At 54.7% G+C, this 25,401-nt stretch carries 24 protein-coding genes; 2 read left to right on the forward strand and 22 right to left on the reverse strand.

Going from position 1 to position 25,401, the window contains the following annotated elements; genetic code table 11:
* The 5 genes from JW937_02505 to JW937_02525 form a co-directional block, all read right to left on the reverse strand.
* A partial coding sequence (locus JW937_02505; GenBank protein MBN1586282.1) for a hypothetical protein occupies positions 1–1,458 on the reverse strand: 1,458 nt, incomplete at its 3' end.
* Between the two features lie 47 nt (positions 1,459–1,505).
* Positions 1,506–1,817 (reverse strand): hypothetical protein, encoded by a 312-nt coding sequence (locus JW937_02510; GenBank protein ID MBN1586283.1) that lies wholly within the window; start codon positions 1,815–1,817, stop codon positions 1,506–1,508.
* A gap of 22 nt (positions 1,818–1,839) precedes the next feature.
* Positions 1,840–2,220 carry a response regulator gene (locus tag JW937_02515; protein MBN1586284.1) on the reverse strand — a complete coding sequence of 127 codons (381 nt, stop codon included), beginning with the start codon at positions 2,218–2,220 and terminating at the stop codon, positions 1,840–1,842.
* 11 nt (positions 2,221–2,231) lie between these two features.
* Positions 2,232–4,304 (reverse strand): CHASE domain-containing protein, encoded by a 2,073-nt coding sequence (locus tag JW937_02520; GenBank protein MBN1586285.1) that lies wholly within the window; start codon positions 4,302–4,304, stop codon positions 2,232–2,234.
* Positions 4,301–5,407 (reverse strand): M48 family metallopeptidase, encoded by a 1,107-nt coding sequence (locus JW937_02525; protein ID MBN1586286.1) that lies wholly within the window; start codon positions 5,405–5,407, stop codon positions 4,301–4,303. Before JW937_02525 ends, JW937_02520 begins: the two co-directional genes overlap by 4 nt.
* A gap of 51 nt (positions 5,408–5,458) precedes the next feature.
* Between JW937_02525 and JW937_02530 the strand changes: the two genes are divergently transcribed.
* Positions 5,459–6,970, forward strand: coding sequence for a TolC family protein (locus JW937_02530; protein MBN1586287.1), 1,512 nt, complete (start codon positions 5,459–5,461; stop codon positions 6,968–6,970).
* On the forward strand, positions 6,967–10,083 hold the full coding sequence (locus tag JW937_02535) for an efflux RND transporter permease subunit (GenBank protein MBN1586288.1): 3,117 nt from the start codon (positions 6,967–6,969) through the stop codon (positions 10,081–10,083). Before JW937_02530 ends, JW937_02535 begins: the two co-directional genes overlap by 4 nt.
* A 492-nt stretch (positions 10,084–10,575) precedes the next feature.
* On the opposite strand, the gene queG is transcribed toward JW937_02535, so the two are convergent.
* The 17 genes from queG to JW937_02620 all read right to left on the reverse strand — a co-directional run bounded on the left by queG (position 10,576) and on the right by JW937_02620 (position 25,367).
* Positions 10,576–11,634 (reverse strand): tRNA epoxyqueuosine(34) reductase QueG, encoded by a 1,059-nt coding sequence (gene queG / locus JW937_02540; GenBank protein ID MBN1586289.1) that lies wholly within the window; start codon positions 11,632–11,634, stop codon positions 10,576–10,578.
* A 131-nt stretch (positions 11,635–11,765) separates the two neighbouring features.
* A complete protein-coding gene (gene lgt, locus JW937_02545; GenBank protein ID MBN1586290.1) occupies positions 11,766–12,521 on the reverse strand; it encodes a prolipoprotein diacylglyceryl transferase in 756 nt (251 codons plus the stop codon).
* A gap of 13 nt (positions 12,522–12,534) precedes the next feature.
* Positions 12,535–13,359 (reverse strand): UDP-2,3-diacylglucosamine diphosphatase LpxI, encoded by an 825-nt coding sequence (lpxI, locus tag JW937_02550; GenBank protein MBN1586291.1) that lies wholly within the window; start codon positions 13,357–13,359, stop codon positions 12,535–12,537.
* A gap of 9 nt (positions 13,360–13,368) precedes the next feature.
* Entirely contained in the window at positions 13,369–14,169 is an 801-nt protein-coding gene (gene lpxA, locus JW937_02555; protein ID MBN1586292.1) for an acyl-ACP--UDP-N-acetylglucosamine O-acyltransferase, read from the reverse strand.
* Between the two features lie 29 nt (positions 14,170–14,198).
* On the reverse strand, positions 14,199–15,533 hold the full coding sequence (locus JW937_02560) for a bifunctional UDP-3-O-[3-hydroxymyristoyl] N-acetylglucosamine deacetylase/3-hydroxyacyl-ACP dehydratase (protein MBN1586293.1): 1,335 nt from the start codon (positions 15,531–15,533) through the stop codon (positions 14,199–14,201).
* Positions 15,496–16,548 carry a UDP-3-O-(3-hydroxymyristoyl)glucosamine N-acyltransferase gene (gene lpxD, locus JW937_02565; GenBank protein ID MBN1586294.1) on the reverse strand — a complete coding sequence of 351 codons (1,053 nt, stop codon included), beginning with the start codon at positions 16,546–16,548 and terminating at the stop codon, positions 15,496–15,498. Before lpxD ends, JW937_02560 begins: the two co-directional genes overlap by 38 nt.
* Positions 16,538–17,050 (reverse strand): OmpH family outer membrane protein, encoded by a 513-nt coding sequence (locus tag JW937_02570; protein MBN1586295.1) that lies wholly within the window; start codon positions 17,048–17,050, stop codon positions 16,538–16,540. Before JW937_02570 ends, lpxD begins: the two co-directional genes overlap by 11 nt.
* Positions 17,051–17,080: 30 nt before the next feature.
* Positions 17,081–19,411 carry an outer membrane protein assembly factor BamA gene (gene bamA / locus JW937_02575; GenBank protein MBN1586296.1) on the reverse strand — a complete coding sequence of 777 codons (2,331 nt, stop codon included), beginning with the start codon at positions 19,409–19,411 and terminating at the stop codon, positions 17,081–17,083.
* Between the two features lie 21 nt (positions 19,412–19,432).
* Complete coding sequence (gene dnaB / locus JW937_02580) at positions 19,433–20,782, reverse strand: replicative DNA helicase (GenBank protein ID MBN1586297.1); 1,350 nt, start codon at positions 20,780–20,782, stop codon at positions 19,433–19,435.
* A 1-nt stretch (position 20,783) separates the two neighbouring features.
* Positions 20,784–21,227, reverse strand: a complete 444-nt coding sequence (locus tag JW937_02585) for a 50S ribosomal protein L9 (protein ID MBN1586298.1) — start codon at positions 21,225–21,227, stop codon at positions 20,784–20,786.
* A gap of 100 nt (positions 21,228–21,327) precedes the next feature.
* Entirely contained in the window at positions 21,328–21,540 is a 213-nt protein-coding gene (locus tag JW937_02590; protein MBN1586299.1) for a 30S ribosomal protein S18, read from the reverse strand.
* 61 nt (positions 21,541–21,601) lie between these two features.
* Positions 21,602–22,063, reverse strand: coding sequence for a single-stranded DNA-binding protein (locus JW937_02595; protein MBN1586300.1), 462 nt, complete (start codon positions 22,061–22,063; stop codon positions 21,602–21,604).
* Between the two features lie 18 nt (positions 22,064–22,081).
* Positions 22,082–22,408, reverse strand: coding sequence for a 30S ribosomal protein S6 (gene rpsF, locus JW937_02600; GenBank protein MBN1586301.1), 327 nt, complete (start codon positions 22,406–22,408; stop codon positions 22,082–22,084).
* Positions 22,409–22,412: 4 nt separating this feature from the next.
* Complete coding sequence (locus tag JW937_02605; protein MBN1586302.1) at positions 22,413–22,994, reverse strand: aminoacyl-tRNA hydrolase; 582 nt, start codon at positions 22,992–22,994, stop codon at positions 22,413–22,415.
* On the reverse strand, positions 22,994–23,665 hold the full coding sequence (locus JW937_02610) for a 50S ribosomal protein L25 (GenBank protein MBN1586303.1): 672 nt from the start codon (positions 23,663–23,665) through the stop codon (positions 22,994–22,996). Before JW937_02610 ends, JW937_02605 begins: the two co-directional genes overlap by 1 nt.
* A gap of 15 nt (positions 23,666–23,680) precedes the next feature.
* Entirely contained in the window at positions 23,681–24,622 is a 942-nt protein-coding gene (locus tag JW937_02615; protein MBN1586304.1) for a ribose-phosphate pyrophosphokinase, read from the reverse strand.
* On the reverse strand, positions 24,612–25,367 hold the full coding sequence (locus JW937_02620) for an NTP transferase domain-containing protein (GenBank protein MBN1586305.1): 756 nt from the start codon (positions 25,365–25,367) through the stop codon (positions 24,612–24,614). Before JW937_02620 ends, JW937_02615 begins: the two co-directional genes overlap by 11 nt.
* Positions 25,368–25,401 lie beyond the last annotated feature (34 nt).

Consider the following 25,401-nt stretch of genomic DNA (forward strand, 5'->3'; position numbering starts at 1 on the left):
CCACTCAGGCCAGGTTCTCTCCTGCTGCCAACGGCCCTGCCAGATCTGCAGGCCCCGGACCAGCTGCCCGAGATCCTCGCATTGGGCCAAACACTGTTTGGCCGACTCCACCCGGCGAAGCACCCACTCCTCCACCGCGTCTCCTTCACTCAAAGCCAGGCGCTCGGTCTGGTCCAGATTCATCCGGGCCCACTCGGGCAAATCGTGTTGCCAGGACCCGGCTCCTCCCAGAATCCCGGCCTCCCGGCTAAAGCGATCCCATTGATCTGCCGCGTGACGCGCCCCGCGGAGTAATGACTCTGTGCGGAAATGCGTGTTGCGCAAAAGTTCCAGAAATGCCTCGCGGGGGAAGTCCTCATCCAAGACCTCAATCAAACGCACAAAGGCCTGGGGCAAGGGCAACCGCATCAAAGGTTGGGAAGCAGTGCTGTGAAAGGGGATGCCCAGCCCGCCCAAAACCGGCTCTAAGTAGGGGGCATAAGGTTCCAGCGAACGCGCCACAATCCCGATCTCATGCACGGGCACACCCGATTCATTCAAACAGAGAACCCTGCGGGCCGCAGCCTCCAGTTCTCCCCGCGCTCCGACTGCGCTGAGAATCTGCACCTTGTCGGAGGAAATGGAAGACTCAAAACGCCGGGCCTCCGAATACAATCCGGCAAGACGCTCTCCCAACAATGCGGGCCTCAAAGCTGCCGGCAAGCAATGAAGCCTTCCCTGCTGAACCCAGGCCTGGGACACAAACTGCCGCCCCGGTGTGAAGACCGGAGAGTCGCCCACACCGGGAACCATCAGACGCAGCTCCGTATGCCCGGACAGCTCCCAGAAGAAGTCGATATGGGTCTGGATGAGGTCATAGGCCCCGTAGTGAAAAACCGCGCGCAGGTTTCGCACATATTCGGATTCCCCCACAAAGCGCCGCGCGTAACGGGAGAGTCCGGCTCTATCCGTACGGCCCGTGGTTTCAAACAGTTTTTCGAGCGCCTTCTCAAAGGCGCCGAAAATCCGGAGAAGTTCCTCTTCTTCGGATGACCGGAGGATAGGGGCGAGCTCGGCATTAGTAAGGCCGGCATCGCGCAACTCGCGGCAGATCCCGAGAAAGGCAGAAAAAGCGCCGGGGAAACGGCGCAGATAATTGTGCAGTGATCCGTCAGGCATCCCGTCCAACACCCCTGCCAGCAAAGGCCCCAGTACTTCTTTGCCGATAACGGCCGGGGATTCCAAACAGGCACCTTCCAAAACAGCCCGCGCCAAGCCCGGGTAGGAAAGGAATTCAAACTGCAAGTAGCTCCGGCCGTTCTCCAAAAAGCGGCGCCGCAAATAGCGCAAAAGGGTTTGGGTGGGAACCACCACAGCGATAGGAGCGAGGGGCTCTTCCTTCTTCAGCGCCTCAATTTGGGAGAACAGGTTCTGCTCCAGGGCAGAAAAGTCCTGGCTGTGATAGGTGAGCAGAGACATGGGAACATGGTACACCGGGGCGCCAAAACAGGCGAGATGCCTGCGGACTAGCGGCCGGCGAGCTTAGCTAAGTACGCAATCCCAAAGCGGATATGGGGCACCATTAGAGCATAGGCGCCGGCCAAGGCCAAAGCCATGGCGAAAATCGCCAAGACCTTGCCTTCCTCGTTGCGGATCAGGGTCCACAGCCCTAATGCACACGTCGCCAAACCAACCAGGCCCACGGCCGAACCATAGGAAGAAAAGAATTCAACCAAGGGCTGCGCCCCGGGCATATCCCCTGCCATCATCAAGAACTTCCACATGGCGCAGAGCGTGCCGCCGATAAACGCCAAGATAGAACTCAGACTGAATCCCAAGATTCGTTCCCTCCTAAAGGTATCAGCTGGTGAATCGCTCGATACAACGCACCAAATCCTCGGTCCCAACCGGCTTTGCCAAAAAGGGATGTCCCCCAATCCTGCCATCCGGCCCGATTTCTTCCTTGATCACTGTTGCAGTCATAAACACAATGGGAATCCGGCCGATCTCCGAATCCTCCCGGATCTGAAAAGCCACTTCCGAGCCCTCCAAATCAGGCATCACGATATCCAAAAAGATGATATCCGGCTTAAACTCCTTGGCCGCTGCAAAGGCCTTGGATCCAAAGGTCTCCACTTGCACCTCGTACCGTCCGGAGTCTTCAAGATTGAGCCGGATCATCTTGGCCAAGGATTCCTCATCGTCAACGATCAAGACCTTCTTCTTAACCATTTCCCCCATATCCCCCCCTGCTATGCGGCTTCAGGAATCTTCCCCACCGGAAAAAAAACAGTGGCAACAGCTCCCCCCTCAGGCGCATTCTCGATTTGGATTTTGCCGTGATGAATTTCTACAATGTTCTTGACGATTGACAGACCCAGCCCGGTCCCGCCCGAATCGAGCCGTGTTGTAAAGAAGGGTTCGAAAATCCGGTTGAGAACATGTTCCGGGATCCCGACTCCCGAGTCTTGGATCCTGACCAGGATCCTCGCTTCCGCATCCTTGGGACGCTCCCACCGGACCTGAATCAGGAGCTTGCCCCCTTCGGGCATGGCCCGGACCGCATTGCCGAAGAGATTGATAAAGACCTGCTCGATACGATTGCGGTCCATCACCACCTCAGGCAGGTTTTCCTGAATCTCCGTAGTCACCTTAATGCCGTAACGGCTGAAATCGTGTTTAAGCAGTGTGAGGCAATTTTCGAGCACAGGAACCAGGTCCCCCGGAAGCATCGTGATGGTCGAGGCGCGCGCGAAATCCAACAGACCCAGAATGATCGAGTCCGCGCGCTTTACCGCCACAATCATGTCCTCGAGCATCGTCTCGATGCCTTCATTGTCGGGATCCGTGGATGTGCGTTCCCGCCGTATGTATTCGGCTCCCATCAGAAGAACAGACAAAGGGTGTTTGACCTCGTGGGCCAAACCCGCGGCCAACCGGCCGACAAGCTCCAATTTTTCCGCGTCCATTAACTGCAGCTGGGTGTTTTGGAGCTCTTCATTGGTCTGTCCCAAATCAGCCATAGTCTGCAGAAGTTTTTTCTCGTTCTCCACGAGCTCCTCGTTCACGGATCTCAGGCGCTCCTCCGCTCTTTCCCGCTCATGCAACGCATCGAGCAATTCCTTCTGGTTGTCGCGAAGCTCCTCGTTTGCGCGCTTAAGACTCTTCTCCGCCCGCTTGCGCACAGTCATTTCATTCACTAAACCTTGATTGGCCATGGCCAGCTCAGCCATGCGTTCGGATACAAGCTTCTCGATCTGGCTTGCGCGGCGCATCCCCATAAAAAGATAGGCGCCCAACAGACCCGAAAGCATCAGCCCGCCCCAAAGAGCAATCCAGGGCTGCACGGACCGGCGCTGGTTTAAGAACTCAGCAGTCGGGGAGCAAGTCAAATACCACTTCCGCCCGCCCACTTTTAGAACATTGCGAACCTCGAATTCCTGTGTCCCGGCGGGAATCAATCCCTTTCCCGGAGGAATGGCCAACTTCCCCCGGCCCAACTCAAAAAGCAGGGACTCTCCGGTCGTGTCTTCCATGCCGGAGAGCAAAACCTGAACACCCCTCAAATTAGTCTGCCCCAAAAGCTCCGTCACCAGATCATCCATCTCCACAAGCCCGATCACATAGCCCCTTAGATTGTCCTCCTCCGATAACTCGGCAGCACTCCCGACGCCCCGGCGGACCGGCAAGAAAACCAATAGGCTGAAGGCTCCGGCATTTTTGATCCCCAGAGCCCGTTGTTCTACGGCAGCCGGAAGTCCCTTGCTTTGGGCCGCTTGCATAGCCAGAGCACAATCGGCATTGGATCCAATATCAAAACCGATCAACTCAGACGCCTCACGCAAGTCAGGCTCCAAAAAATAAACGGGGTAATAGACCTCCCGGGTCTGAGCGGCCCGGTAGCTGCCGTTCGAATCCTTCTCCTTGATCATGAATCCGCCCAGATTCTGACGGGCCGAGGTTTCAAAGGCGCTGCGCACAGATTCCTTCACCTGGGGAGCCCAGCCCATGGCGCGTATCTCGGGTTGGTCGAGCTTGATGCCGAAAACAAATTTTCCAAACTCACGGCTATCCACCGAACTCGTAGCAGCGGAAAAATTACTGGCCGAAAGCAGGGCCGTCAAGGATTCGTCGACACCCTGCTGGAGGCTCTGGACACAGGCGGCAGACAGGCGTTCAAACTCCAAATGCAATTTTTCGGTCTGCGAGTTTTGCACCCAAAAAAAAGCCCCCACCACAAGACCGATAGAGAGCAAGACAACGAGTGTCAACTGGAAATAGCGCAGATAGGCCAGAGTCTTATCCTGGGGCACCGGATAATTCATGATAAGGACTCCGCATAGGCGCGCCCCATGGCCAGGCGTTTGGAAATGGCGGGGTGATCATAGAAGAACCATTCCACAAAAGGATGGGGGGTAGGATCCGCCAAGTTCTGCAAGGCCAATTTCTCCATGCAGGAAATGAAATCCTCTGAGCGTCCTGTGAGACTGAGGGCAAATTGATCGGCCTGCCGCTCCAAAACCCGCGAAAAACCGTTTTGCAAAGGCATCAAGACCAAACTGAGCCCGGTCAAAATCAAACAGATCAGGGGAAAGGCCGCCACACTGCTGACACTCTCAACACCGGCCACGGACAGCCAAAAGGGTTCGCTCAGATGGATCAAATAAAACCCCCCGAGCGCCGCAGCCGTAGAAAGCACCAGGTGTTGCGCAATATGCCGCAGTTTGTGATGCCCGAGTTCGTGCGCTAAAACGACTTCAATCTCCTCTGAGCTGAAGTTCTCCAGCAAGGTATCTCCCAAGACAACCCGTCTGGACCGACCCACTCCCATGAGCGCCGCGTTTGCCTTGCGGGTCTTGGCCCCCATATCCATCTTAAAGGCATTGATCGCAGTCATACCCGTCTTCTCCACTAAATCCATGAGGCGTTTCTTCAGGGACACGTCTTCCAGAGGCGTCAACTTATAGAAGAGTGGGAGGATCAGGACCGGAAAGACACGGGCCAGGAGAACGGTGATCAGCAACCATCCCACGGCAGCCAGGAACCACCAGCTCCGGGAAAAATAGTGCAGGAGAAAGTAAAGCCCTTGCACCATCGCCCCCACGAGCAGCAGGGATAACAGGCTGGACTTGAGCTCATCCTTGAACCAATCGCCCGGACTCTGATTCGAAAGATGATACTCATGCTCCAGCTTAAAGGAGCGATACCATCCCAAGGGCAAGGATACCACCCAGAAAGCCGATGCAAAGACAAGAAAGTAAAGGAAGACCTGGGACCAGAGAAAAAGAGTGTGGGCGTCTGCCCATTGAGCAAGGTCACGGGAGAATCCCGCGAACTGAAATACGGCCAGGAATACAAAACCGATTACAATTTCAATAAGAGAGAGGCGCAAGCGGATTCTGGCATAGTCCTTGGCTTTGTCATCCATATTTCTTATTATATGGGTCTGAAGCAAAATAGGCTACAAACCGATAGAGTGATGAATCGATCCAACACCCGTCCTTCGAATATCTTCTTGATTGCTCTCCTGAGTCTTGCTTTGGGCAGCGTATCCACTGTCTGCGCCCAGGAACCGGAAGTCCATTCTTTCGCAAAGGCTGGGCTTAGTCTTGATGAGGCCTTCCGCCTGGCCTTGGCCCACAATTTTCAGGTCCGTGTCGCCCTTCTCGATCAGCAGGACGCCCGGCAAAACCTCATGCAGGCCCGCTCGCGCTATGACACCACCCTCAATCTCGGCGTGGACTACAGCATGGATAAGAGGGAGCAATCCAGCGTCATCATGGGCACCAAAAGCACCGCAGGACACCTGAGGATGGGCTTGTCCAAGGATCTGCCCACCGGCACTACCTTGGGGCTGGATTGGGTCAACACCCGCAGCACCAGCAGCTCCGGTTTTGTGGCTAACCCCGAACTCTATGACGAACAGCTCAGGCTCTCCGCGCATCAGGACCTGCTGCAGAATTTTGCCGGTATTGTTGACCGGGGGACGGTCCGGCTCACTGAGCTCTCTGTGGATCAGATTGATCTAGACACCCTCAACCGGATCGAAAGCACACTCGCCGAGGTCTCCGACCAATACTATGCGTGGGCTGAGGCAGGGCTGGCTGTTGAAATCCAGGAAATGGCGCTTCAAAAAGCCGAGGAACTCCTGGAGATCTTCCTTCTCAAGAAGGACCGCGGCGTTGTTGAGGACCGGGATCTGCTCGCCTCCCGGGCCAATGTGGAGGCCCGGCGCGCAGACCTGCTGCTGACGCGCGCAAAGCTTGAGACTCTGGCAGAGGGCCTGGCCTTTTTGCTGCAAGTCCCCTCTCTGAAGGATTCTGTCCCTACCGAGGGACTGAACCCGGGAGAAATCGAAATCTCTGCCGGGGAAGCTCTGAAGCGCGCGCTAAAACAAAGACGGGACCTCCGGCAGGCTGAACTGGACTTGGAAAAGGAAACTCTCGGCGCGCGCATTGCCCGCAGCGAGCTCCTCCCTCAACTGGATCTTTATGGCGCGGTGTCCGGGAATCGTCTGGATGAACACTTTGAGAGCGGCCGCAGCCCTCTTTTTACAGACGAACACCCGACTTATGAGGTAGGCATCACAGGCACTTTGCCTTTGGAAAACCGCAGGGAACGGGCCGCGTTCAAACAAGCCCGGCTGCGCAGGGAAAAAGCTGAACTCGCCTTGGAAGAGCTGCAAAAGAATATTGTTGTGGAGATCGCGGATGCTGTGCGTCAAGTCGAGACCGCAAAGACAAATTCGAGTCTGCGCGAAAAAATCGCCGACCTTCAAGCCCAAAAACTTAAGGCCGAAGAAAACCAGTTCGAATTAGGACGCAGCCGCAGCAAGGACGTAATCGATTTTCAGCAGGATCTCTATACTTCGCAACTCCTGCACAACGCCTCTCTGCTGGCCTACCGCCGGGCGCTAACCAAGTTACAGCTTACCCAAAACCAACTCCTCGTATATTTTGAGGATGAGATCAAGAAAGAATTCACCCATTGAATCCAGCAGAATTTTCCGTAAAGAACAGTCTCTTCGTTAACCTTTTTGCTGTGTTCCTCATGGTCGCCGGGCTGGCCGCCACCTTTGCCATGAACCGGGAGGCTTTCCCCAACTTCTCCTTTGATATCGTGGTTGTGCAAACTCTCTATCCTGGCGCGCCTCCGGAGCAGGTAGAAAAGCTGGTCACCATACCCATTGAAAAAGAAATCCGGTCCCTCGACTACATTGATGAAATCAACTCAGTCTCCACGGAAAACATCTCTGTCATTACCGTCACGATTGATCCGGATGCCCCGAATGTGGACGACGTTGTAACCAAGATCCAGCAAGAGGTCAACTCCATCCGGGATCTGCCCGCAGACGTGGAAGACCCTCTGGTCCAGGAAATCACGGCCGGAAATACCCCTGTAATCGAGGTCAATTTGGGCGGGTGGGTTGAGGAATCCCTGCTCCAGCGCTATGCCTTGATTCTGGAAGACCGCTTGTTGGAACTCCCGGGTATTTCGGCAGTGAGCCGCCGCGGATGGCGCAACCGCGAGATCCAGATCGAGGTAGACCCCGAACGGATGCTGGGGTCCCATATTGCCCTGGATGAAATCGTCAATGCCCTGGCGCAGCACAATGTCAACGTGCCAGCCGGAGAGGCTCTTTTAAACGGACGGGAAGTTCTGATCCGCACGGACGGAGAGTTCTTTACGGCAGAAGAGGTGGAACAGGTGATTGTCCGCTCCAGTGATGTCGGCAACTGGGTCAAGGTCGGCGATGTCGCGACTGTGTACGACACCTTTGAAGACACCGACGTGCTCCTGCGCGCCAAGGGCAAACCCACCATCAGTCTTGTGGTCATCAAAAAAGAGGCCGGCGATACCATTGAGATTGTGGATCTTATCAACAAGAAACTGGATCAATTCCGCACGGAACTGCCCGAAGAGATCGAAATCAGCATTGCCAACGACATCAGCTTCTACGTTAAGCGCCGTCTCAAAGTGTTGCTCAACAACGGTTGGATCGGGCTAAGCCTGGTTTTGATCGTGCTCTTTCTCTTCCTGGGGCGCACGGTGGCCCTGATGACTGCGCTGGGCTTGCCGCTGGCTATGATGACGGCCTTGCTGCTCATGTATTTATTCGGAGCCACGATCAATCTGATTACGATGTTTGCCATGATCATGGTCCTGGGCCTGGTGGTGGATGACGCCATCATTGTGTCTGAAAACGTCCACCGTCATCTTGAGATGGGGAAGTCTCCCAAGCAGGCTGCAATTGACGGCACGGCCGAAGTTGCCAAGCCGGTCGTGGCCACTGTGCTTACTTCGGTTTCCGCCTTTATACCGCTGCTGTTCATGAGCGGAATCTTCGGCAAATTCATCTGGTGGATGCCGGTGGTGGTCACCATCGTGTTGACGGCTTCCTTATTGGAATGCCTCTTTGTGCTTCCTACCCATCTGGCAGACTTTGTGCACCCGCAGACCAACCACAAGCACCGCTCTGAGTCCCGGTGGTTCCAGACGATCCAAGACACCTATGTCTACATCCTGCAATCGGCCCTGCGCCTGCGCTACTTGCTTTGGGGCCTGTTCTTCACCCTTCTCGTCGGTGCCTTTCTCCTGGCAAAATCCGTGGTCCCATTTGTGCTCTTTCCTCACGAGGGAATCGAGGCCTTTATTATCCGCGGCGAAACCCCTGTGGGAACGCCTCTTCAAGCGACCTCGGAATATATGAAACCCATTGAGGCGATTTTGGACCGATTACCCAAAGAGGATCTGGACACCTATCTGACTCAAATCGGCATACAACAGCAGGAAGCCGACGATCCCGGCACTCAGCGCGGAACGCATCTCGGCCAGGTGATGGTTTACCTGACACCGGCCCAGGGAAGAAAGCGCACAGCCGATGACGTCATCGAAGAGCTTCGGGAAAAGGTCAAAGACCTGCCCGGATGGGAACGGCTGTATTTCGAAAGGATCAATCCGGGTCCTCCCACAGGGAAACCGGTGGCTGTGCGCATTCAGGGTGATCATTTCGAGACATTGGAAAGAATTGCCCGGGAGTACGAAGCGCGTCTCAAACAGATGCCCGGAGTCGCGGATGTGCGCATTGACTTTGAACGCGGAAAGCTCCAGCGACGTGTTGCGGTCGACCGGGAATCCGCCTCCATTTCAGGGCTGACCACAGCAGATATTGCCCGAACCGTGCGCACCGCCTACGAAGGCGCCACTGCCACGGAGATCAAGCCGCTGCGTGCGGAAGAAGCGGTGGACGTCATCGTGCGCCTGCCTGAAAAGGACCGCAATGATCCCGCTACCTTTGACAAACTCCTCATACGCAACCGCAATGACTTACTGGTGCCGCTGAATAAGGTCGCGAGTTGGACCGAAGAACCCGGGCTTTCCTTTATCAAGCGCCGGGACGGCAAACGCGTGATCACTGTAAGCGCGGACGTGGACGGAAAGACAGCCACTTCAGTGAGAATCAACACGGCCCTGGCCAAGGAATTCAGCGATGTGGAGCAGCGCTACCTGGGCTATACCGTGACCTATGGCGGGGAACAGGAGGACACAAATGAGTCCTTGGATAGCCTGTTCCGGGCCTTCGGCCTCGCCGCGCTGCTGATCTTCTTTTTGCTGGCCACAAATTTCCAATCCTTGCACCAACCGCTCATTGTCATGCTCACCATCCCCTTTGCCATTGTGGGAGTGATCCTCACCTTCTTTATCCACGGCAAACCCTTGAGCTTTTTGGCGATCCTAGGGCTTATCGGGCTTTGCGGGGTTGTGGTCAACGACTCCATCATTCTGGTCAATTTCATAAACCAGCTCCGTCTCGAAGGCCATCAGCGCCGGGAATCCATTATCAGTGCGGGAAAACTCCGTTTGAGGCAGGTGCTCCTGACCACGATCACCACCTGTTTCGGGCTCTTTCCCGTGGCCTATGGCTGGGGAGGCTCGGATCCCTTTCTCAAGCCTATGGCCCTGGCCATTTCCTGGGGACTGGCCTTTTCCACGGTCCTTACGCTGATCCTGGTGCCCGCCACCTATGCCATGGTGGATGACGCTGCCGCCTGGGTGCGACGGGTAACCCACCGGCCTCCCGGGCCACTAAACGGACACCATTAGGGACGGTTCTCGCCTAATCCTTATATTTCAACAGGTTACACGAGATCCGTCCCTGTTGCACCTCGAAGCGCAAATATAGATAAAAATACTTATAATCGATTGCTTTTCCCAAATCCATATGCTACGCTTTGCATGACAGTTTTTGGGAACTCCCCCAAGCGCTGGAACGACGCAGGACCGTATTCACGCTGTCTGGAGGACGGACGGGTTTGGTTCTGATAATAAGCGTTCCAGCGCTCTTTTTTTAGTGAGCACAGGGTTATGGAGCGAAGCGACATAACCCGTGGTGCGAACTAACCCTGAGCAACGCAAAGGGTCTTTGCGGAGTAAGTCTTCCCGATGAGGCCGAAGGCCGATACGGGGATCTTTGTTCCGCAAAGATTGCCGTGCTCCGCTCGCCATGACCTACTCCATCATTCGCTTATAGCCAGATTGCTTCATTTCATTCGCAATGACTACCGCATGACGCGAAGGGTTTTTGCGGAGCAAAGATCACCGCGTTGCTCCGCTCCTCATGATCACAGACTTTGCCCACTCCGCGTGCTCCCGGATCACGGGGTCCTCTTCAAGCTCCAGCAGCTCCTCCAGCACGGGGATAAGAGCGGGATCCCCGAGATTCCCTGCAACCACAGCTGCACTGCGCAGAAGCCCCCGGCGCTTGGCGCGCATGAGGGCGGTGCCTGCGAAGGTTTCCAGAAACTCTTCGTCCGTACGAATCCTCAGCACCTGGGCCAGATCGAGGGTGGGACCCGCCCGCTGGATCGCCGGACTCATCGCGGGACGCACAAGCCTTTTTCTCTGGTTGTAGGGACAAACCTCCTGGCAGAGATCGCACCCAAAGACCCAGTCCTGCAAACCCGGCCGCAGGGCATGGGGAATCGGATCGCGGGATTCAATGGTGAGATAGGAGATACACTTGCGCGCATCCAGTTGATAGGGCTGGGTGAAGGCCTGCGTGGGACAGATATCCAGACACCGGGTGCACGAGCCGCAGGTGCCTGTTAAGGGAGTATCCGGCTCCAGGTCGAGATCGGTCAGCACTTCGCACACAAAGACCCAGGAACCAAAATCCCGGGTAATGAGCAGAGTGTTCTTGCCAAAAAATCCCAGTCCTGCCCGGTGCGCCAGGGACCGTTCCAGAATGGGCCCTGTATCCACGTAGTGTCTGGAAGCCACAGGCCTGCCGGCAAGCTCCGGCAAACAGGCTTCCAGGGCCTTCAGCCGGGTTCTAAGGACCTTGTGGTAGTCCCTTTCCCAGGCATAGCGCGCCACGCGGGCCGAAGGACCTGGCGCCGAAGTTTGGACTTCAGAGGGATAGGCTGAGACCAAGCTGAGCACACTCTGAGCCCCGGGCAGAAGCTCCTGTAAAGGCCTTCCCTCCGTACGCCGGGCCAAGTACTGCATGTCCCCTGCGTAATCTTGGGACACCCACTCCGCGAAACGGGACTGGTCCAGGGCATCTTCACCGACACCGGCAATGCCCACGGCATCAAAACCGAGCTCCAAAGCCTTCAATTTGATTTGCTGTGCAATAGGGACGGTTCTTGGCATCTATTTGCGGCCGCAAGAGTTGTGTAAGGGTCGTCCCTCTAGAAGCATCCGCACGCCAGTTTGGGAAGGGGACGACCCTTATGTAAGTGTTTGTTTCACTAAAGTTCCACGAGAACCGTCCCTGGTTTGGGTTAGGGCTTCTTTCGGCGAGTGAGGATCAACCACACCGAGGCAGCCGCCACCATCGAGAGACTCACGATCATGGCCAGACTCAAGCGGGAACCCAGGGTCAACCGGTCCCATCTCAAAGACTCGACCCCAAGCCTCACCAAACCATAGAGGATCAAATACAGCGCAAAGGTCTCCCCCGGACGCACGCGCTTGCGCACTCCCCAGAGCACACCAAAGATGCCCAGGTCCAGCAGCGCCTCGTAAAGTTGGGTGGGGTGTAAGGGCAGATTCGGAGGGGCAAAACTTTGAGGGTGGGTGAAGACAACAGCCCAGGGCACATGCGTAATCTTGCCATAGCAACAGCCGGCAAAAAAACAACCGACACGGCCCACGGCCTGTCCCAAAGCCAGCGCAGGAGCCGCAGCATCGGCCCAGGTGGCAAACGGAACGCGCGTCTTGCGCACAGTCCATAGCACCCCCAGAATGCCTCCCAGGACACCTCCGTGGATAGCCAGCCCCCCCTTCCAAAGGGCGGGAAGATCCCAAGGCCGACGCAGGACCCACAAAAGGTCCACAGCCAGCATATAGTAGAGACGGGCCCCCAAAAGCCCCAGGAGAACCCACAAAATCAGCGCGGAACTCGCTTGCTCTGAATCAATACCCACACGCTTTGTCTCTTTGAGGAAGATCCAATAGCCCAGGAGCAGGGCCATGCTGACCAAAACACCATAGGTGCGAAGGGAAAAGGGGCCGAATTGGAGGAGAACAGGATACATGGGCCCTCGCGGGTTAAGAGACTTTAACGCCCATCAGCACAATCCCGGCAGAATCTGCAAGTCGAATAAACCCGGCCCCGCCGATGAAAAGGGTGCGACCGGTTTCAACGGCCAGGACTGAAGCCTGCGCTTCTTGAAGGGTGCGAAGAGTCGATTCGCCCACCACCGGCACATCGAAGCGCATGTCTTGCTTGGGTTTGGCAACCTTGACCACCACAGCTCCCGGTCCTCCCAGCTGTCCGCCTCGCCGGATTGCGGCATCCGTACCCTCAATAGCCTCTACCGCCAAAACCGCCTTGGACCGAACCACGATAGTCTGGCCGATATCTGCGCCGGCAATGACCTTGGCCTGCTGCAGCCCAAACTGAACATCTTCCCGCTGGGAGTCTGATGGCTGGGCTTGGGTGAGGACCCCTTCGCCTGCGAGGGAATCCTCCAGAAAGAGAGTGGAATTGAGGACCCGGACTCCCTGACTCTCCAGCATCCGGGCAAAGGTCCCCAACAAAGAATCGGCACGCAGATCCTTAACCTGGTTCAAGGCCTGCGTCAATAAGGAATCCGGGTTCAATCCCTTGGCCAAAAGCCTTTGAGGCCGCACCTGTCCGGCCATCACCACCTCAACAAGCGCTTCCCGTTTGAGGATCTCGAAAAGCTTGCCCAACTCCCCTACCTGAACCCAGTGGATGCGGTCCACAATCTGCTCAAGAGCGGGCTCCGTTTCTTCCCGCAGGCCAATGGCAATCACTTCTCTTTCGTGTTTCTTGGCCTCGGCAGCCCATATCAACGGAAAGTGCCCGTTGCCCGCAATGAGTCCGACCTTCTGATGCGTCTCTGCCATACTGTCTTCCTATTCCGGAGTGCCCCGGGCAGGACGCCCGATACCGCGTTTGGAGGCGCGGGCAAAGGCAACCAGATTCCTGATTTCTTCAGTGCCGGGGTAAGCCTTTTCAATCGCATCAAGCCGCTCTACGCGAGAACCGCCGGCAATATCGAAAAGCATGTGAAAGGCCTTGCGCAGCTCGGATCGAACCTCCGCACTCACCCCGCGCCGTTTCAGGCCCTCAATATTCATTCCGCGGAAACGGGCCGGATGCCCGTCATAAATCGCATAGGGAAGCCCGTCGGAAGCGAGCTTGGACCCGCCTCCCAAAATAGTCCGGGTCCCCACTGTGACAAACTGGTGCACTGCAGAAAGCCCGCCCAACATGACCTGGTCCGCCACCTCCACATGCCCCCCCAGGGTCGCGGCATTGGCAAAAACACACTCGTTTCCGACAACACAGTCGTGCGCAACATGCACATAAGCCATCAATAAATTATCAGAACCAATCTTCGTCTGCCCGGTCGCGGCCGTTCCACGGTGGATGGTGACATATTCACGAATCCGGTTGTTGTTACCGATGATGACCTTCGCAGGTTCGTTCTTATACTTGAGGTCCTGGGAAGCCAATCCAATACTGGCCCCTTGGTAAATCTCGCAATTGGCGCCGATACTTGTATCCCCGTCGATTACGCAGCTTTGGGCCACGGTCGTGCCGCCCCCGATTTTGACTTTGGCGCCAATGCAAGAAAAAGGGCCGATGACAACATCATCGGCCAAAACGGCTTCCGGATGGACAATCGCTGTAGGATGGATGGAAACAGTCATATTAGTGTCAGAAAGACCGGAAGAAGGGACTAGCCATCCACCAGACTAAACATCAGCTCCGCTTCGGCAACGACCTTTCCGTCCACCAGGGCCTTGCCATAAACCAGTCCCGTCCTCGGGCGGATCTTGAGCACGTCCACCTCCAAGAAAAGCTGATCTCCCGGAACCACGGTCCTTCTGAACTTGCCCTTGGAAACACTCGCAAAGTAAGCAAACTTTTTAGAGTTTTCCGCGCTATTGAGCAAAAGCACCCCGGCAACCTGAGCCAGTGCTTCGATGATCATGACGCCCGGCATAACCGGACGCCCGGGGAAATGGCCTGCAAAGAAATTGTCGTTGATGGTAACGTTCTTGATTCCAACCGCCCGCTTGAGCGGATCGATTTCCGTGATTCTATCTACCAACAAAAAAGGATAGCGGTGCGGCAGAATTCGCTTGATCACGTTGATGTCCATGGCCGTGGCGCCCGGCTGCGCCTTACCCGGATACAAAGCAGCATCGCGCGAACGCTTGTGTGCCGAGGCTACTTTCTGAATAAACTGGATATTGAGCGGATGACCGCTACGGATGGCCACAATATGGCCCACTAGATTGAAGCCCAGCAGGGAAAGGTCGCCCAAAAGATCCAAGACCTTGTGACGGGCAAATTCATTTTCAAATCGAAGATTGTTGTCGATAACCCCGTCGTTCCCGAGCACAAGAGTGTTCTCATAAGTTGCGCCCTTGCCCAAACCAAGCTTACGCAGCTCATCGGCTTCTCGCTGCAAGCAAAACGTGCGGCTCGGGGCAATATCACTTTCAAAAACACCGTTACTCAGGCCAAAAGAAGCGTACTGTGCATGCAACAGCGGGTGGTCATAACTCAGCATATACGAAACCCGCAGCTCCGAGCTCGGGAGTACGGCCAAGAAGCACCTGCGTGCCGAGTCCTCCACCCAAATCGGTTCCCGCGCATAAAAAGTGGTGGCCGGCGCAGTCTGGGGATTGATTCCCGCATCGCGAAGGGCCTGGACAAAGGGCACGGCACTCCCGTCCATCCCCGGCAATTCCTCTGCGTTGATTTCTACAAAAACATTGTGAATATTGAGCCCCCACAAGCTGGCCATGAGATGCTCAATCGTGTGGATCTCCACGCCATTGATCCCCACCGAGGTCCGGCGAGGTGACTGGGAGAGATCAACCAAATTTTCAACCAAGGCAGGGATGACGGGCCGGTTAGGCAAATCCGTACGCACAAATTGCACACCGGTTCGGGGAGGCGCCGGCTTCAGGGTCAAAGTGACCTCTTGCCCCGTATGCAGTCCTACACCTTTAATGCTAACCGGCTTATTGATCGTCTGCTGGTGAGTGACTCTTGTGTTCAAGATCGTCGACCTTCTTCTGAAGTTCTTCCAGGTCCCGGGCCAAACGGGGCAAACGTTGGACCATGGCATTAATTCGCTTGGCCTGCGCATGTGGTTTGGCCGGATACCCGGAAACAAATTGGTTGGCTTCAATGGATTTTGTTACGCCTGCTTGCGCGGCGATTACAACATTATCCCCTATGGTAATGTGTCCCACGATTCCTGATTGCCCGGCAATCGTAACATTCTTACCAATTGTCGTGCTTCCCGAAATACCGGACTGGGAAACGATAATAGAATTCTCTCCGATGGTCACATTGTGAGCGATCTGCACAAGATTATCAATCTTGGTCCCCTTGCCGATGAAGGTGACTCCGAAACGCGCACGGTCAATCGTCACATTGGCCCCGACTTCCACATCATCTTCAATAACCACAGTTCCAATCTGCGGAATTTTGTGGTGTACACCCTTAACTGTTGCGAAACCAAAACCATCGCTCCCGACAACGGACCCGCTATGGATAATGACGCGATTCCCTATCGAAACACGCTCACGGATTATCACATGCGGATAGACCAATACATCTTCACCCAACTGCGTGTGGTGCCCTAGGTACACCCCTGTGTAGAGCACACTCCGGTCCCCGATCTCGACATTGTCTTCCACAACCACATAAGCCTGGATAGCCACATCCTTGCCCAGCTTGACGTTCTTTCCGATCACAGCTGTAGGGTGGATCCCCTGGGGGTGATGCACTTCATTGGGAGCAATCAAACTCACCATCTTGGCGAATGCCAGAGAAGGATTGTCCGTGCGGATGATCGGCATCGTCGCGGACTCCACCTCCCGCGAAACGATTATCGCAGATGCTTTCGTGTGTTTCATAAGGGGCCAGTAGCGGGAGTTTGCCACAAAAGTGAGATCTCCCTCTTGGGCCTCCTTAATGCCGCAGATACCGGTAATGACAACCGAGGAATCACCGATTACTTCGCCCTCGACGATCTCTGCGACTTCTCTCAAAGTCTTACTTATCATTCTTGTATCCTTCATTGAGAATCTGAAGAACGGGGTCGGTAATATCGTTTGCCTCTTCGCCAAACAGCAGAACCCGCTCATTGAAAATGAATGCGAATTCCTCTTTCTTAGCGTAGTCGATTACAGCTGCATTGATTTCTTCGAGAATTTCGCGAACCATCGTGTCGTGCTGTTCACGAAGATCCTGGCGACTCTGATTATCAAATTCCTTCAAAGCCAATAGTCCATTTTCAATTTCCTGCTCTTTGCCTCGCCGAGCATCCGGAGAAAGAAGCTCGAGCTCGCTTCGCATATCCCGGATCATCTCCACCTGGCCCACTCGCTCATCCGCCTTCTTCTTTGAAAGGGCCTCCAGAGTCGCCTCCTGGTCCTTAGTCTTTTGGTAATTCTCAAAGGCTCTGCCCACATTCATATAGCCGATCTTGGCCATCGCATAGCCCGGAGAAGCCAACCCCAATCCAACCACAAATACCACCAAAGCTGCCAGCCATCTCTGCCGCATGTTGTTTCCTCCCTAAAGACTTCCCTAGTATTAGAAAAACCCTCTGGACATTGAGAAGTGGAACCTTCCGCTGTCATCCTGATTATCGTCCGGATTCAACGGATAACCGTAGTCGAGCTTAACCGGCCCGATAGGGGTCTTGATACGCACACCCAGGCCAGCCGAATACTGATAACCCCCGCTTCCGATCTGATCTGCTTTTTGCCAAACATTACCGGCATCGGTAAAAACCGCCCCCTTCAGATTCTCCACCAGCGGGAATGTCATTTCTATACTTCCAAATACAACGGACTCCCCCCCGAGTACATCGCCGGAAACATCCCGGGGGCCGATATCCCGCTCTTGAAAGCCGCGAACCGTATTGGCCCCACCCAGGAAGAACCGCTCGTAAATCGGGACTGTTTCCGTATTCGAGAAGGCCTGTGTCACTCCGGCACGACCCCGGAATTGAAAAGTAAACAGATCAAAGAATGTCTTGTAGACCATTCCCGTAGCCTGATACCGGGTAAAATCCTTATCAAACCCAAGAGGGCCGCCTGCCAATCCGGCAGACCCAAAAAGCATCAGGCCATCTGTTGGATTGAACCGGCTGTCCCGGGTATCCCAAGTCAAACCGACTTCCGCAGCACTGACCCGGTTTTGCCCCTCTTCGTCCTTAAAGTCTTGTGAAGCGCCGGCAGGAATATCCGAAATCTGAATCTGCTCCAAACGGTAAAGTGTCGAAGCATTCAGGTATTCCCCGATTTCCCGGCTCAAACGAATATCGCCGCCGCGCCGTTCCTCATCGTAAGCAAAACCTGAAGTGCCGCTTCGAAGCTGAGTCCGGTTATAGAGATCGAATCCGGCTGCAAGCGGTCGATCCATCAACCAAGGCTCGGTGAAGTTGATCTCAAAATCACTTCGGGTACTGCCCAGTTCCAAACGAAACCGTAAATCCTGCCCCGCTCCGGTAAAGTTCCCCCAATTCGATATGTCGAAATTCTTCTGGGCAATTTCAGCAAAGCCCACAAAGGCATCGACTGAGCTGAAGCCGGCGCCAAAACTCACCTCGCCGGTCTTTGTCTCGCGGACTTCTACCTCTAAATCCCGATACTTCGGGTCGTCAGTGGCTGTGGTATCGAAACGGACTTCTTCAAAGAACCCAAGGTTATCGAGACGCTGTTTGCTGCGCTCAAGCTTCTTTCCATCAAACCGCTCGCCAGGATTGACACGCAACTCACGCCTAATGACCTTGTCCTTGGTCTTGGTATTGCCGTGAATGTTGATTTTGTGAACATAGCTCAATTCCCCTTCCATAACCTGAAAAACAATGTCCACCTGGCCGGTGTCTTCGTTCAGCAGGGTATCCGGCAGGACCCGCGCAGCGATATATCCCTTTTCGAAAAAGAATCCCTTGATACGGTTGACCTGAACCCGCAAAGAGTCTTCGCTGTAATAGTCTCCCTGCTTTGCCGCCAGCGTCTCTCTCAATTCTGTTTCAGGAAAGACCTCGTTGCCTGTAATACTCAATTTCCCGTACTGATACCGCCGGCCCTCGATGATATTGATCTTCGTTACGATCCACTTTCCGGTCGGATCCGGTTCAGAAACAGACTCGGCCTCGGCATCGGCAAATCCCTCAGACCGGTAGAAAGCCTCGATCCTCAGCAGGTCTTCCTCAAGGGTTTCCTGCTTCAGCACCCCTGAACGGAACCAAGCAGCCTTCCTCGTCTTGATGATTTTCAAAATCTTCTTGTCGGGAAACGTATGGTTACCGGCGATTTCAATCGCCTTGACCCGCAACCTGACACCTTCGTCGACTAAAACATAAACTGTTGCCTCGTTCGTCGGAGCATTGACCTGATAGTCGTAAGAAATACTGACATCCGCGTAGCCCTTCTCTATATAATGCTGCTTAATCTGTGCAACATCTTCCTTAAGCTGCTTCAAATTCAAAAATTCGCCGGCCACAGAGAGCATCAATTTCTGCAGGCGGGCTGATCGAATCCGCCGGTTACCCTCAAATTGGACTTCCTTCAATACGGGCTTTTCGACAACAAGGAAGGTCACATAGACGCCGTCGGTTTCTTCCTTGACGTCAATGCTCACGTCGGTGAAAAAACCCATCGCGTAGATTCGCTTAAGGTCTTCATTCAGAACAGTCTCTGAGAAGGGAATTCCGCGGCGTGTTTTAACGCGCGCCAGGATCGTATCTGAACTCGTCGCTCTTTGCCCGGAGACAATCACTTCCCGCACGACCGGACCCCCGGAAGAGTCTCCCGCAGTTTGAGAAAGAGCTTCCGGAATCAGACTGCCAATTGCCAGAAGATAAGCCCCCAGAATAAGTAAACGATAATTCTTCACAAGGATGGACCTTAGCATGCCTGATCTGTACTGTCAAACTCAGGTAGTTTGAAACGATATGTCTTCAAAACGAGCACATTCCTTTAAGAAAGCCAGTTGAACAGTTCCCACCGGACCATTTCGCTGTTTGGCGACAATAGCCTCTGCTTTGCCTCTATTCTCTTCGGTCGGATTGTAATATTCTTCCCTCAGAAGCAGGATGACAACATCGGCATCTTGCTCAATGGCGCCGGATTCCCTCAAGTCGGATAGCTGAGGCCTCCTGTCCTGCCTGGACTCCACGGCACGGGAAAGTTGGCTGATGCCAATCACAGGCACCCCCAGTTCGCGCGCCAATGCTTTCAAAGACCGGGAGATTTCTGAAATCTCCTGCTGCCTGCTCTCGGCCCTTGCACCGCCCCTCATAAGCTGGATATAGTCCACCACAATGAGCTCAATCTGATGGCGCGACTGCAAACGCCGGGCCTTGGCCCGGATTTCCAGCCCGCTAACATTGGGTGTATCGTCAATGAAGATGGGGGCTTCGGAAAGCCGGGTTGCAGCCTGCGTCAGCTTGTACCAGTCCTGTTCGGAAAGAAACCCAGTGCGCACCTTGTGGGCATCTACCTTCGCCTGGCTGCACAAGAGGCGCTGAACCAGCTGCTCCTTGGACATTTCCAGACTAAAAAGAGCCACAGGACGCTGCAGTTCCACACCCGCATGCTCCGCAATACTCAGGGCAAAGGCCGTCTTGCCCATCGAAGGACGGCCCGCCACGACAACCAAATCCGACTTTTGAAATCCGGAGGTGATTCCGTCCAGATCCTTGAAGCCGGTCGCCAGACCTGTGACATAGCTCTTGTTCTGATAGAGATTGTCGATGGTCTCAATACTGTTGCGGATAATGTCCTTGACCGCCACAAAAGTACCCTTGACCGAGCTCTTGCTCACGTCAAAGATCATCTGTTCCGCACGGTCCAACAGCTCGCCCACATCCCCGCTTGTCGAAAAACTCTCGTTCACCACCTGAGTGGCAGTCGAGATCAAAAAGCGCAGGACCTGCTTGTCGCGGACAATTTGCACATATTGATGGCAATTAGCAGCCGTAGGCACAGCTGCGGAGAGTTCCGCCAAATAGCTCGCCCCGCCGACAGCCTCAACATGGCCCTTCTTCTTGAGTTCATCAACAAGCGTGACCAAATCAATCGGCTTAGAGCGCCTATAGAGCTCCACCATAGACGCATAAATCCGTTGGTGAGCCGGCAGATAGAAGCTCTTTTCATCCAGAACTTCCACTGCAATAGCAACCGCCTCGTCCGAAAGAAGCATCGATCCCAATACAGCAACCTCTGCTTCGACATTCTGAGGCGGTATTCTTTCAACCGCTGATTGTAGGGTCTGTAGGGTCAAATTAAACTCTCACAACCCAGACTTTGAGGGTTGCAGTCACTTCGGGATGTAATTTCACGGGAACCTGATACACACCCAAGGCCTTGATTGGATCTTCCAGTTCAATCTTGCGCCGATCCAAAGAAATTCCTTGCTCCGCATACGCCTCAGCAATATCGGCCGCAGTCACGGATCCATAAAGCTTGTCGTCCTCACCGCAGTTGGTTTTGATCGTGCAAGAAGCATTGGCCAATTCATCAGCCAGCTTCTGCGCCGCCTCAAGTTCCTTCTGCCGTGCGTTCAAAACTTTCTTGCGGCGGCGCTCCGCAACCCGGATATTCCCTTCGGTGGCCTTAAGGGCCCATCCACGGGGAATCAGAAAGTTACGCGCATACCCGTCCTTGACAACTGCAACCTCACCTGCCTCACCGAGGTTTTCTACAGTCTCAGTCAGTACAACTTTCATGGTTCACCTTTGTGTCCTTCGTCCGCCACGGTTCATGGCGGAGGAATCTACTTACCCAACCAGATCCCCGCTTCCGCGGGGATGACAGCTTTGGGCAAAGCTACACTCTTACGTAGGGCAACAACGCCACTTGCCTGGCACGCTTGATCGCTCGCGTAATCAGCCTCTGCTGCTTTGCCGGGAGACCGGAAATACGACTGGGGATAATCTTGCCCCGCTCTGTCGTAAATTTTTGCAGCTTGGCCACATCCTTGTAATCAATCTCCTCAACAGGAAGATTAACCACCTTGCGGCGTCTAGGCCTACGACTAATACGGGCCGTTCGCTTTATTCTTCTCACTGCTGTCTATCCTCCACTTCTCTTAGCCGCTCAACTAAAACGGCACATCATCGCCGCCGGATTTCCAACCATCATCCGGGGCCTCGGAATAGCTCGCCTCAGTTTCAACAGGGGCGTGTGAGTAATCAGCGCCGGCGCTATCAGAGCCGGAGCCGTCCTCCCGCCCTCCGGTGCGCCCAAGGAATTGGACCCGGTCGGCGCGCACTTCCAGAGCCGAGCGTTTTTGTCCCTCGCTCTCCCAAGTGCGGTAAACAAGCCTTCCTTCTACAAAAACCAAGCTACCCTTGTTCAAATACTGGCTGCACGTCTCGGCCTGCCTCCCCCACACAACGATACGCACAAAGCACGTATCCTCGCGTTTCTCGCCGGATTGAGTGGTATAAGGCCGGTTAATCGCCATGCCGAAAGTCGCCACGGCCGTACCGCTGCTGACATATCTCAACTCAGGATCACGCGTGAGATTGCCGATCAGGAAGACACGATTCAGATTGGCCACCTTGATTCCTCCTCAAGCTTAAATCGCAGTTTTGCTCAGCTCATTTTCCGTAGTGACTGTGATCAGTTCACGAATCACGTCTTCGTTCAACTTCACGGCGCGCTTTACTCCAGAAATAATCGAAGTCGGCGCATTGAAGTAGAACAGCACGTAGACTCCTTCCTTGTGTCGTGCGATGGGGTAGGCCAATTTGCGCTTACCCCACATCCGTGTTTCAACTATTTGTCCACCCGCTTTGGTCAGATGCTTTTCGACGCCCTTAACGGCCGTCTCGAGCTCTTCCTCAGACAAAGTGGGGCGAAAAATCAGCATGCCCTCATAGAATCGAGTATTCACTTCGCTCATAGCCTCACTCCGTGTGCCTTTTATTGAACACATTCATTGCCTTATCAATCCCCTCGCTCAACCACATTGAACAAGCCTTTACCGCATCTTCGACCTGATCCTGCCAGGACCGGATCCCTTCTGGGCTGACCTGCTGAAGTACAAAATCCTCCAGGGCCAACTCCTCAGGCGCAGGTCCGACACCCAGTCTCAGACGGGCGAAATTTTCTGTACCCAAATGCTGAATCACCGATGCCAAACCGTTATGGCCGCCGCCCGAACCCTCGGGCCTCAATCGCAAACTTCCGAGTGGCAGATTCACATCGTCACAGATCACCATGCACTCTTCACTACCGAGTTTGTAGTAGCGAAGGAGAGCTGCCACAGATATCCCCGAAAGATTCATAAAGGTCTGTGGCTTGACCAGTTTTACTTTCCCGGACTGCCAATGCACGTCCGAGGTTTCCGCTTCGTGTTCGAATCTCCAAGTCCCCCGCTGCTGCGCGGGTACCGACTGAAAGATCCGGTCCATCACCATAAAACCAATATTGTGGCGTGTATTCTGGTAACGCCTTCCGGGGTTGCCCAGACCCACGATCATTTTCACTACTCTTTCTCCGAAGCGGCCTCTTCGTCTTCCTTCTTCTCGCCGATGACTTCCGGCTGCTGAAGCTCTTCACCCTCTTCGAGCGGGGCAGCGGCCTCTTCAGCTCTCGGCGGAACCACCGTCACGACAACCGCATCTGCATCCTCCAGAGACTCAACCCCTTCGGGCATTTTCAAGTCCTTTACATGCAGGGCCTCGTTCATCCCGAGCTCGGACACATTCACCTGGATTTCTGAAGGAATCGCCGTGGGAAGACACTCGACCTCAATTTCCCACATCACGTGTTCCATCACCCCTCCGTCGCGCTTCACACCCACAGCCGCACCCTTTATGGCAACCGGAACACTGACCTGAATCTTTTCCTTGAGATCGATCCCCACAAAATCCACATGGAGAATGCCCCCGCTCACGGGATGCTCCTGGATTTCTTTGACGAGGACATTGTGCTTTTTGGATTTACCGGATTCGGGATAGGCCAACTCAATAATGACATTTTCACCGGCCTCGGTGCGCAAGGCCCTTTGAAACTCTCGAGTATCCACACTCAAGCCTACTGCCTCATGGTCCTTGCTATAAACAACACAGGGAATCCGCCCCTCCCGTCGCATTTTCTTGGCGGGGCCTTTCCCGGCCAAATCTCTCAGACTTGCAGCTAGATCGTATACAGCCATGATTCTTCTCCTACATCAGTCAAACAGACTACTCACTGACTCTTCATTGTGAATTCTATGGATCGCCTCCCCCAAAAGCTGCGCCACTGAAAGCTGCTTGATTTTGGGGTGTTTTCTCTTTTCCTCACTGAGAGGAATACTATTGGTTACTGCCAGAGACTTAAGAGGAGCTTCATCCAGCCTTTCAAGCGCGTTGCCCGAAAGCACAGGATGAGTAATGGTCGCGTAAATGTCCCCGGCGCCGTTCTCTTTGAGGGCCTTACAGGCCTCCAACAAAGAACCGGCCGTAGCCACAATATCGTCCACAATCACTACAGGACGCCCCTTGACCTCGCCTATGAGGTTCATGACCTCCGCCTTTTCCGGACTAAGCCGCCTTTTATCGATTACAGCGAGAGGGGCACTCAGGCGCTTAGCATACGCGCGTGCCATCTTAATTCCTCCCACATCAGGACTCACCACCACCGGGTTCTTGAGTCCGAGCGTGTGGAGATGTTCCGCAAACACGTTTACCGCATACAGATGGTCCACAGGAATATCAAAAAAACCTTGAATCTGCTGAGCGTGTAAGTCCAAGGTCAAAACCCTGGATGCCCCGGCAATGGTAATGAGATTGGCCACCAGCTTTGCAGTAATGGGCACGCGGGGCTGGTCTTTGCGGTCTTGACGCGCATAACCGTAATAAGGAATGACTGCGGTAATGCGGCGCGCAGAGGAACGCTTCAGAGCGTCCATCATGATCAGCAATTCCATCAGGTTGTCATTGACCGGGCTGCAAGTCGGCTGGACCACAAAGACATCCTTGCCGCGGACGTTTTCGTTGATCTTGAGCCGAATCTCCCCTTCGCTAAATCGCCCAACCAATGCATCGGCTGTACTCCCAGCCATGGTCTCGGCAATCTCCATTGCCAGTCCCGGATTGGCACTCCCTGTAAAGATTGCTAGATCACTGTCCATTTTGCCCCTTCTTGGCCATTTCGTTCCGGGCCTTTTCTAAATCCTCCAGGGAGTTCACCCCAAAGGCCTCCAGCGCGTCCTTGGATTTCACTGCCTCCACGCATACGCCTTTGCTCCCCAAAATCTCAATCACATCCGTCAAATAGTATTCGCCTTTGCGCGGATTGGCTTTGACCTCCTGCAAGGCTTCAAAGAGGTCACGGCGCCGGAAACAATAAAGGCCCACATTGATTTCGTGGATATCACGCTGTTCCTCAGTGGCATCGAGTTCCTCCACAATCGAGAGAACTCTTCCGTCTTCGGCCCGTACGATTCGCCCGTAGCCCTTGGGATCCGGGTGTTCAACCGTCAACAGAGTGCACGCGGCTCCGGACTCATTATGGCGCTCCACAATCCTGGAGATGGTTCCCTCCATAAGGAAAGGCGTATCGCCGTACATGATGATCACATCGCCCTCAAAACCCTCGAAGGCGCTGCGCGCCGCGTTCACGGCATGGGCGGTGCCCAAGAGCTCCTGTTGCCGGACCACTTCCACATATTCCGGTAAAAAGGGACGCACCACGTCAATCTGATGCCCCAAAACCACCACCGTGCGCTCTGCCTGGAGTCCCCCGGCCTTTTCAAGAATCTCCTGAATCATGGGCCGGCCCCCGACCTTGGTCAGTACCTTGGGCACGTCGGTGTTCATACGGGACCCTTTGCCCGCAGCCAAAATCAATACTGCCAGTTTTGATGGATTCGCCACTATTTACCTTCCCGCGTCTGACTTTCAGTCCCGA

The sequence above is a fragment of the Candidatus Omnitrophota bacterium genome (assembly GCA_016929445.1).
Lineage (GTDB): Bacteria > Omnitrophota > Gorgyraeia > JAFGIU01 > JAFGIU01 > JAFGIU01.

Coding starts and splice junctions, on each gene's coding strand:
- JW937_02515 (MBN1586284.1), bottom strand. CDS start 2,220: ATGGGGGAAATGGTTAAGAAGAAGGTCTTGATCGTTGACGATGAGGAA.
- JW937_02520 (MBN1586285.1), bottom strand. CDS start 4,304: ATGAATTATCCGGTGCCCCAGGATAAGACTCTGGCCTATCTGCGCTAT.
- JW937_02525 (MBN1586286.1), bottom strand. CDS start 5,407: ATGGATGACAAAGCCAAGGACTATGCCAGAATCCGCTTGCGCCTCTCT.
- JW937_02530 (MBN1586287.1), top strand. CDS start 5,459: ATGAATCGATCCAACACCCGTCCTTCGAATATCTTCTTGATTGCTCTC.
- queG (MBN1586289.1), bottom strand. CDS start 11,634: ATGCCAAGAACCGTCCCTATTGCACAGCAAATCAAATTGAAGGCTTTG.
- lgt (MBN1586290.1), bottom strand. CDS start 12,521: ATGTATCCTGTTCTCCTCCAATTCGGCCCCTTTTCCCTTCGCACCTAT.
- lpxI (MBN1586291.1), bottom strand. CDS start 13,359: ATGGCAGAGACGCATCAGAAGGTCGGACTCATTGCGGGCAACGGGCAC.
- lpxA (MBN1586292.1), bottom strand. CDS start 14,169: ATGACTGTTTCCATCCATCCTACAGCGATTGTCCATCCGGAAGCCGTT.
- lpxD (MBN1586294.1), bottom strand. CDS start 16,548: ATGATAAGTAAGACTTTGAGAGAAGTCGCAGAGATCGTCGAGGGCGAA.
- JW937_02570 (MBN1586295.1), bottom strand. CDS start 17,050: ATGCGGCAGAGATGGCTGGCAGCTTTGGTGGTATTTGTGGTTGGATTG.
- bamA (MBN1586296.1), bottom strand. CDS start 19,411: ATGCTAAGGTCCATCCTTGTGAAGAATTATCGTTTACTTATTCTGGGG.
- JW937_02585 (MBN1586298.1), bottom strand. CDS start 21,227: ATGAAAGTTGTACTGACTGAGACTGTAGAAAACCTCGGTGAGGCAGGT.
- rpsF (MBN1586301.1), bottom strand. CDS start 22,408: ATGAGCGAAGTGAATACTCGATTCTATGAGGGCATGCTGATTTTTCGC.
- JW937_02610 (MBN1586303.1), bottom strand. CDS start 23,665: ATGGCTGTATACGATCTAGCTGCAAGTCTGAGAGATTTGGCCGGGAAA.
- JW937_02615 (MBN1586304.1), bottom strand. CDS start 24,622: ATGGACAGTGATCTAGCAATCTTTACAGGGAGTGCCAATCCGGGACTG.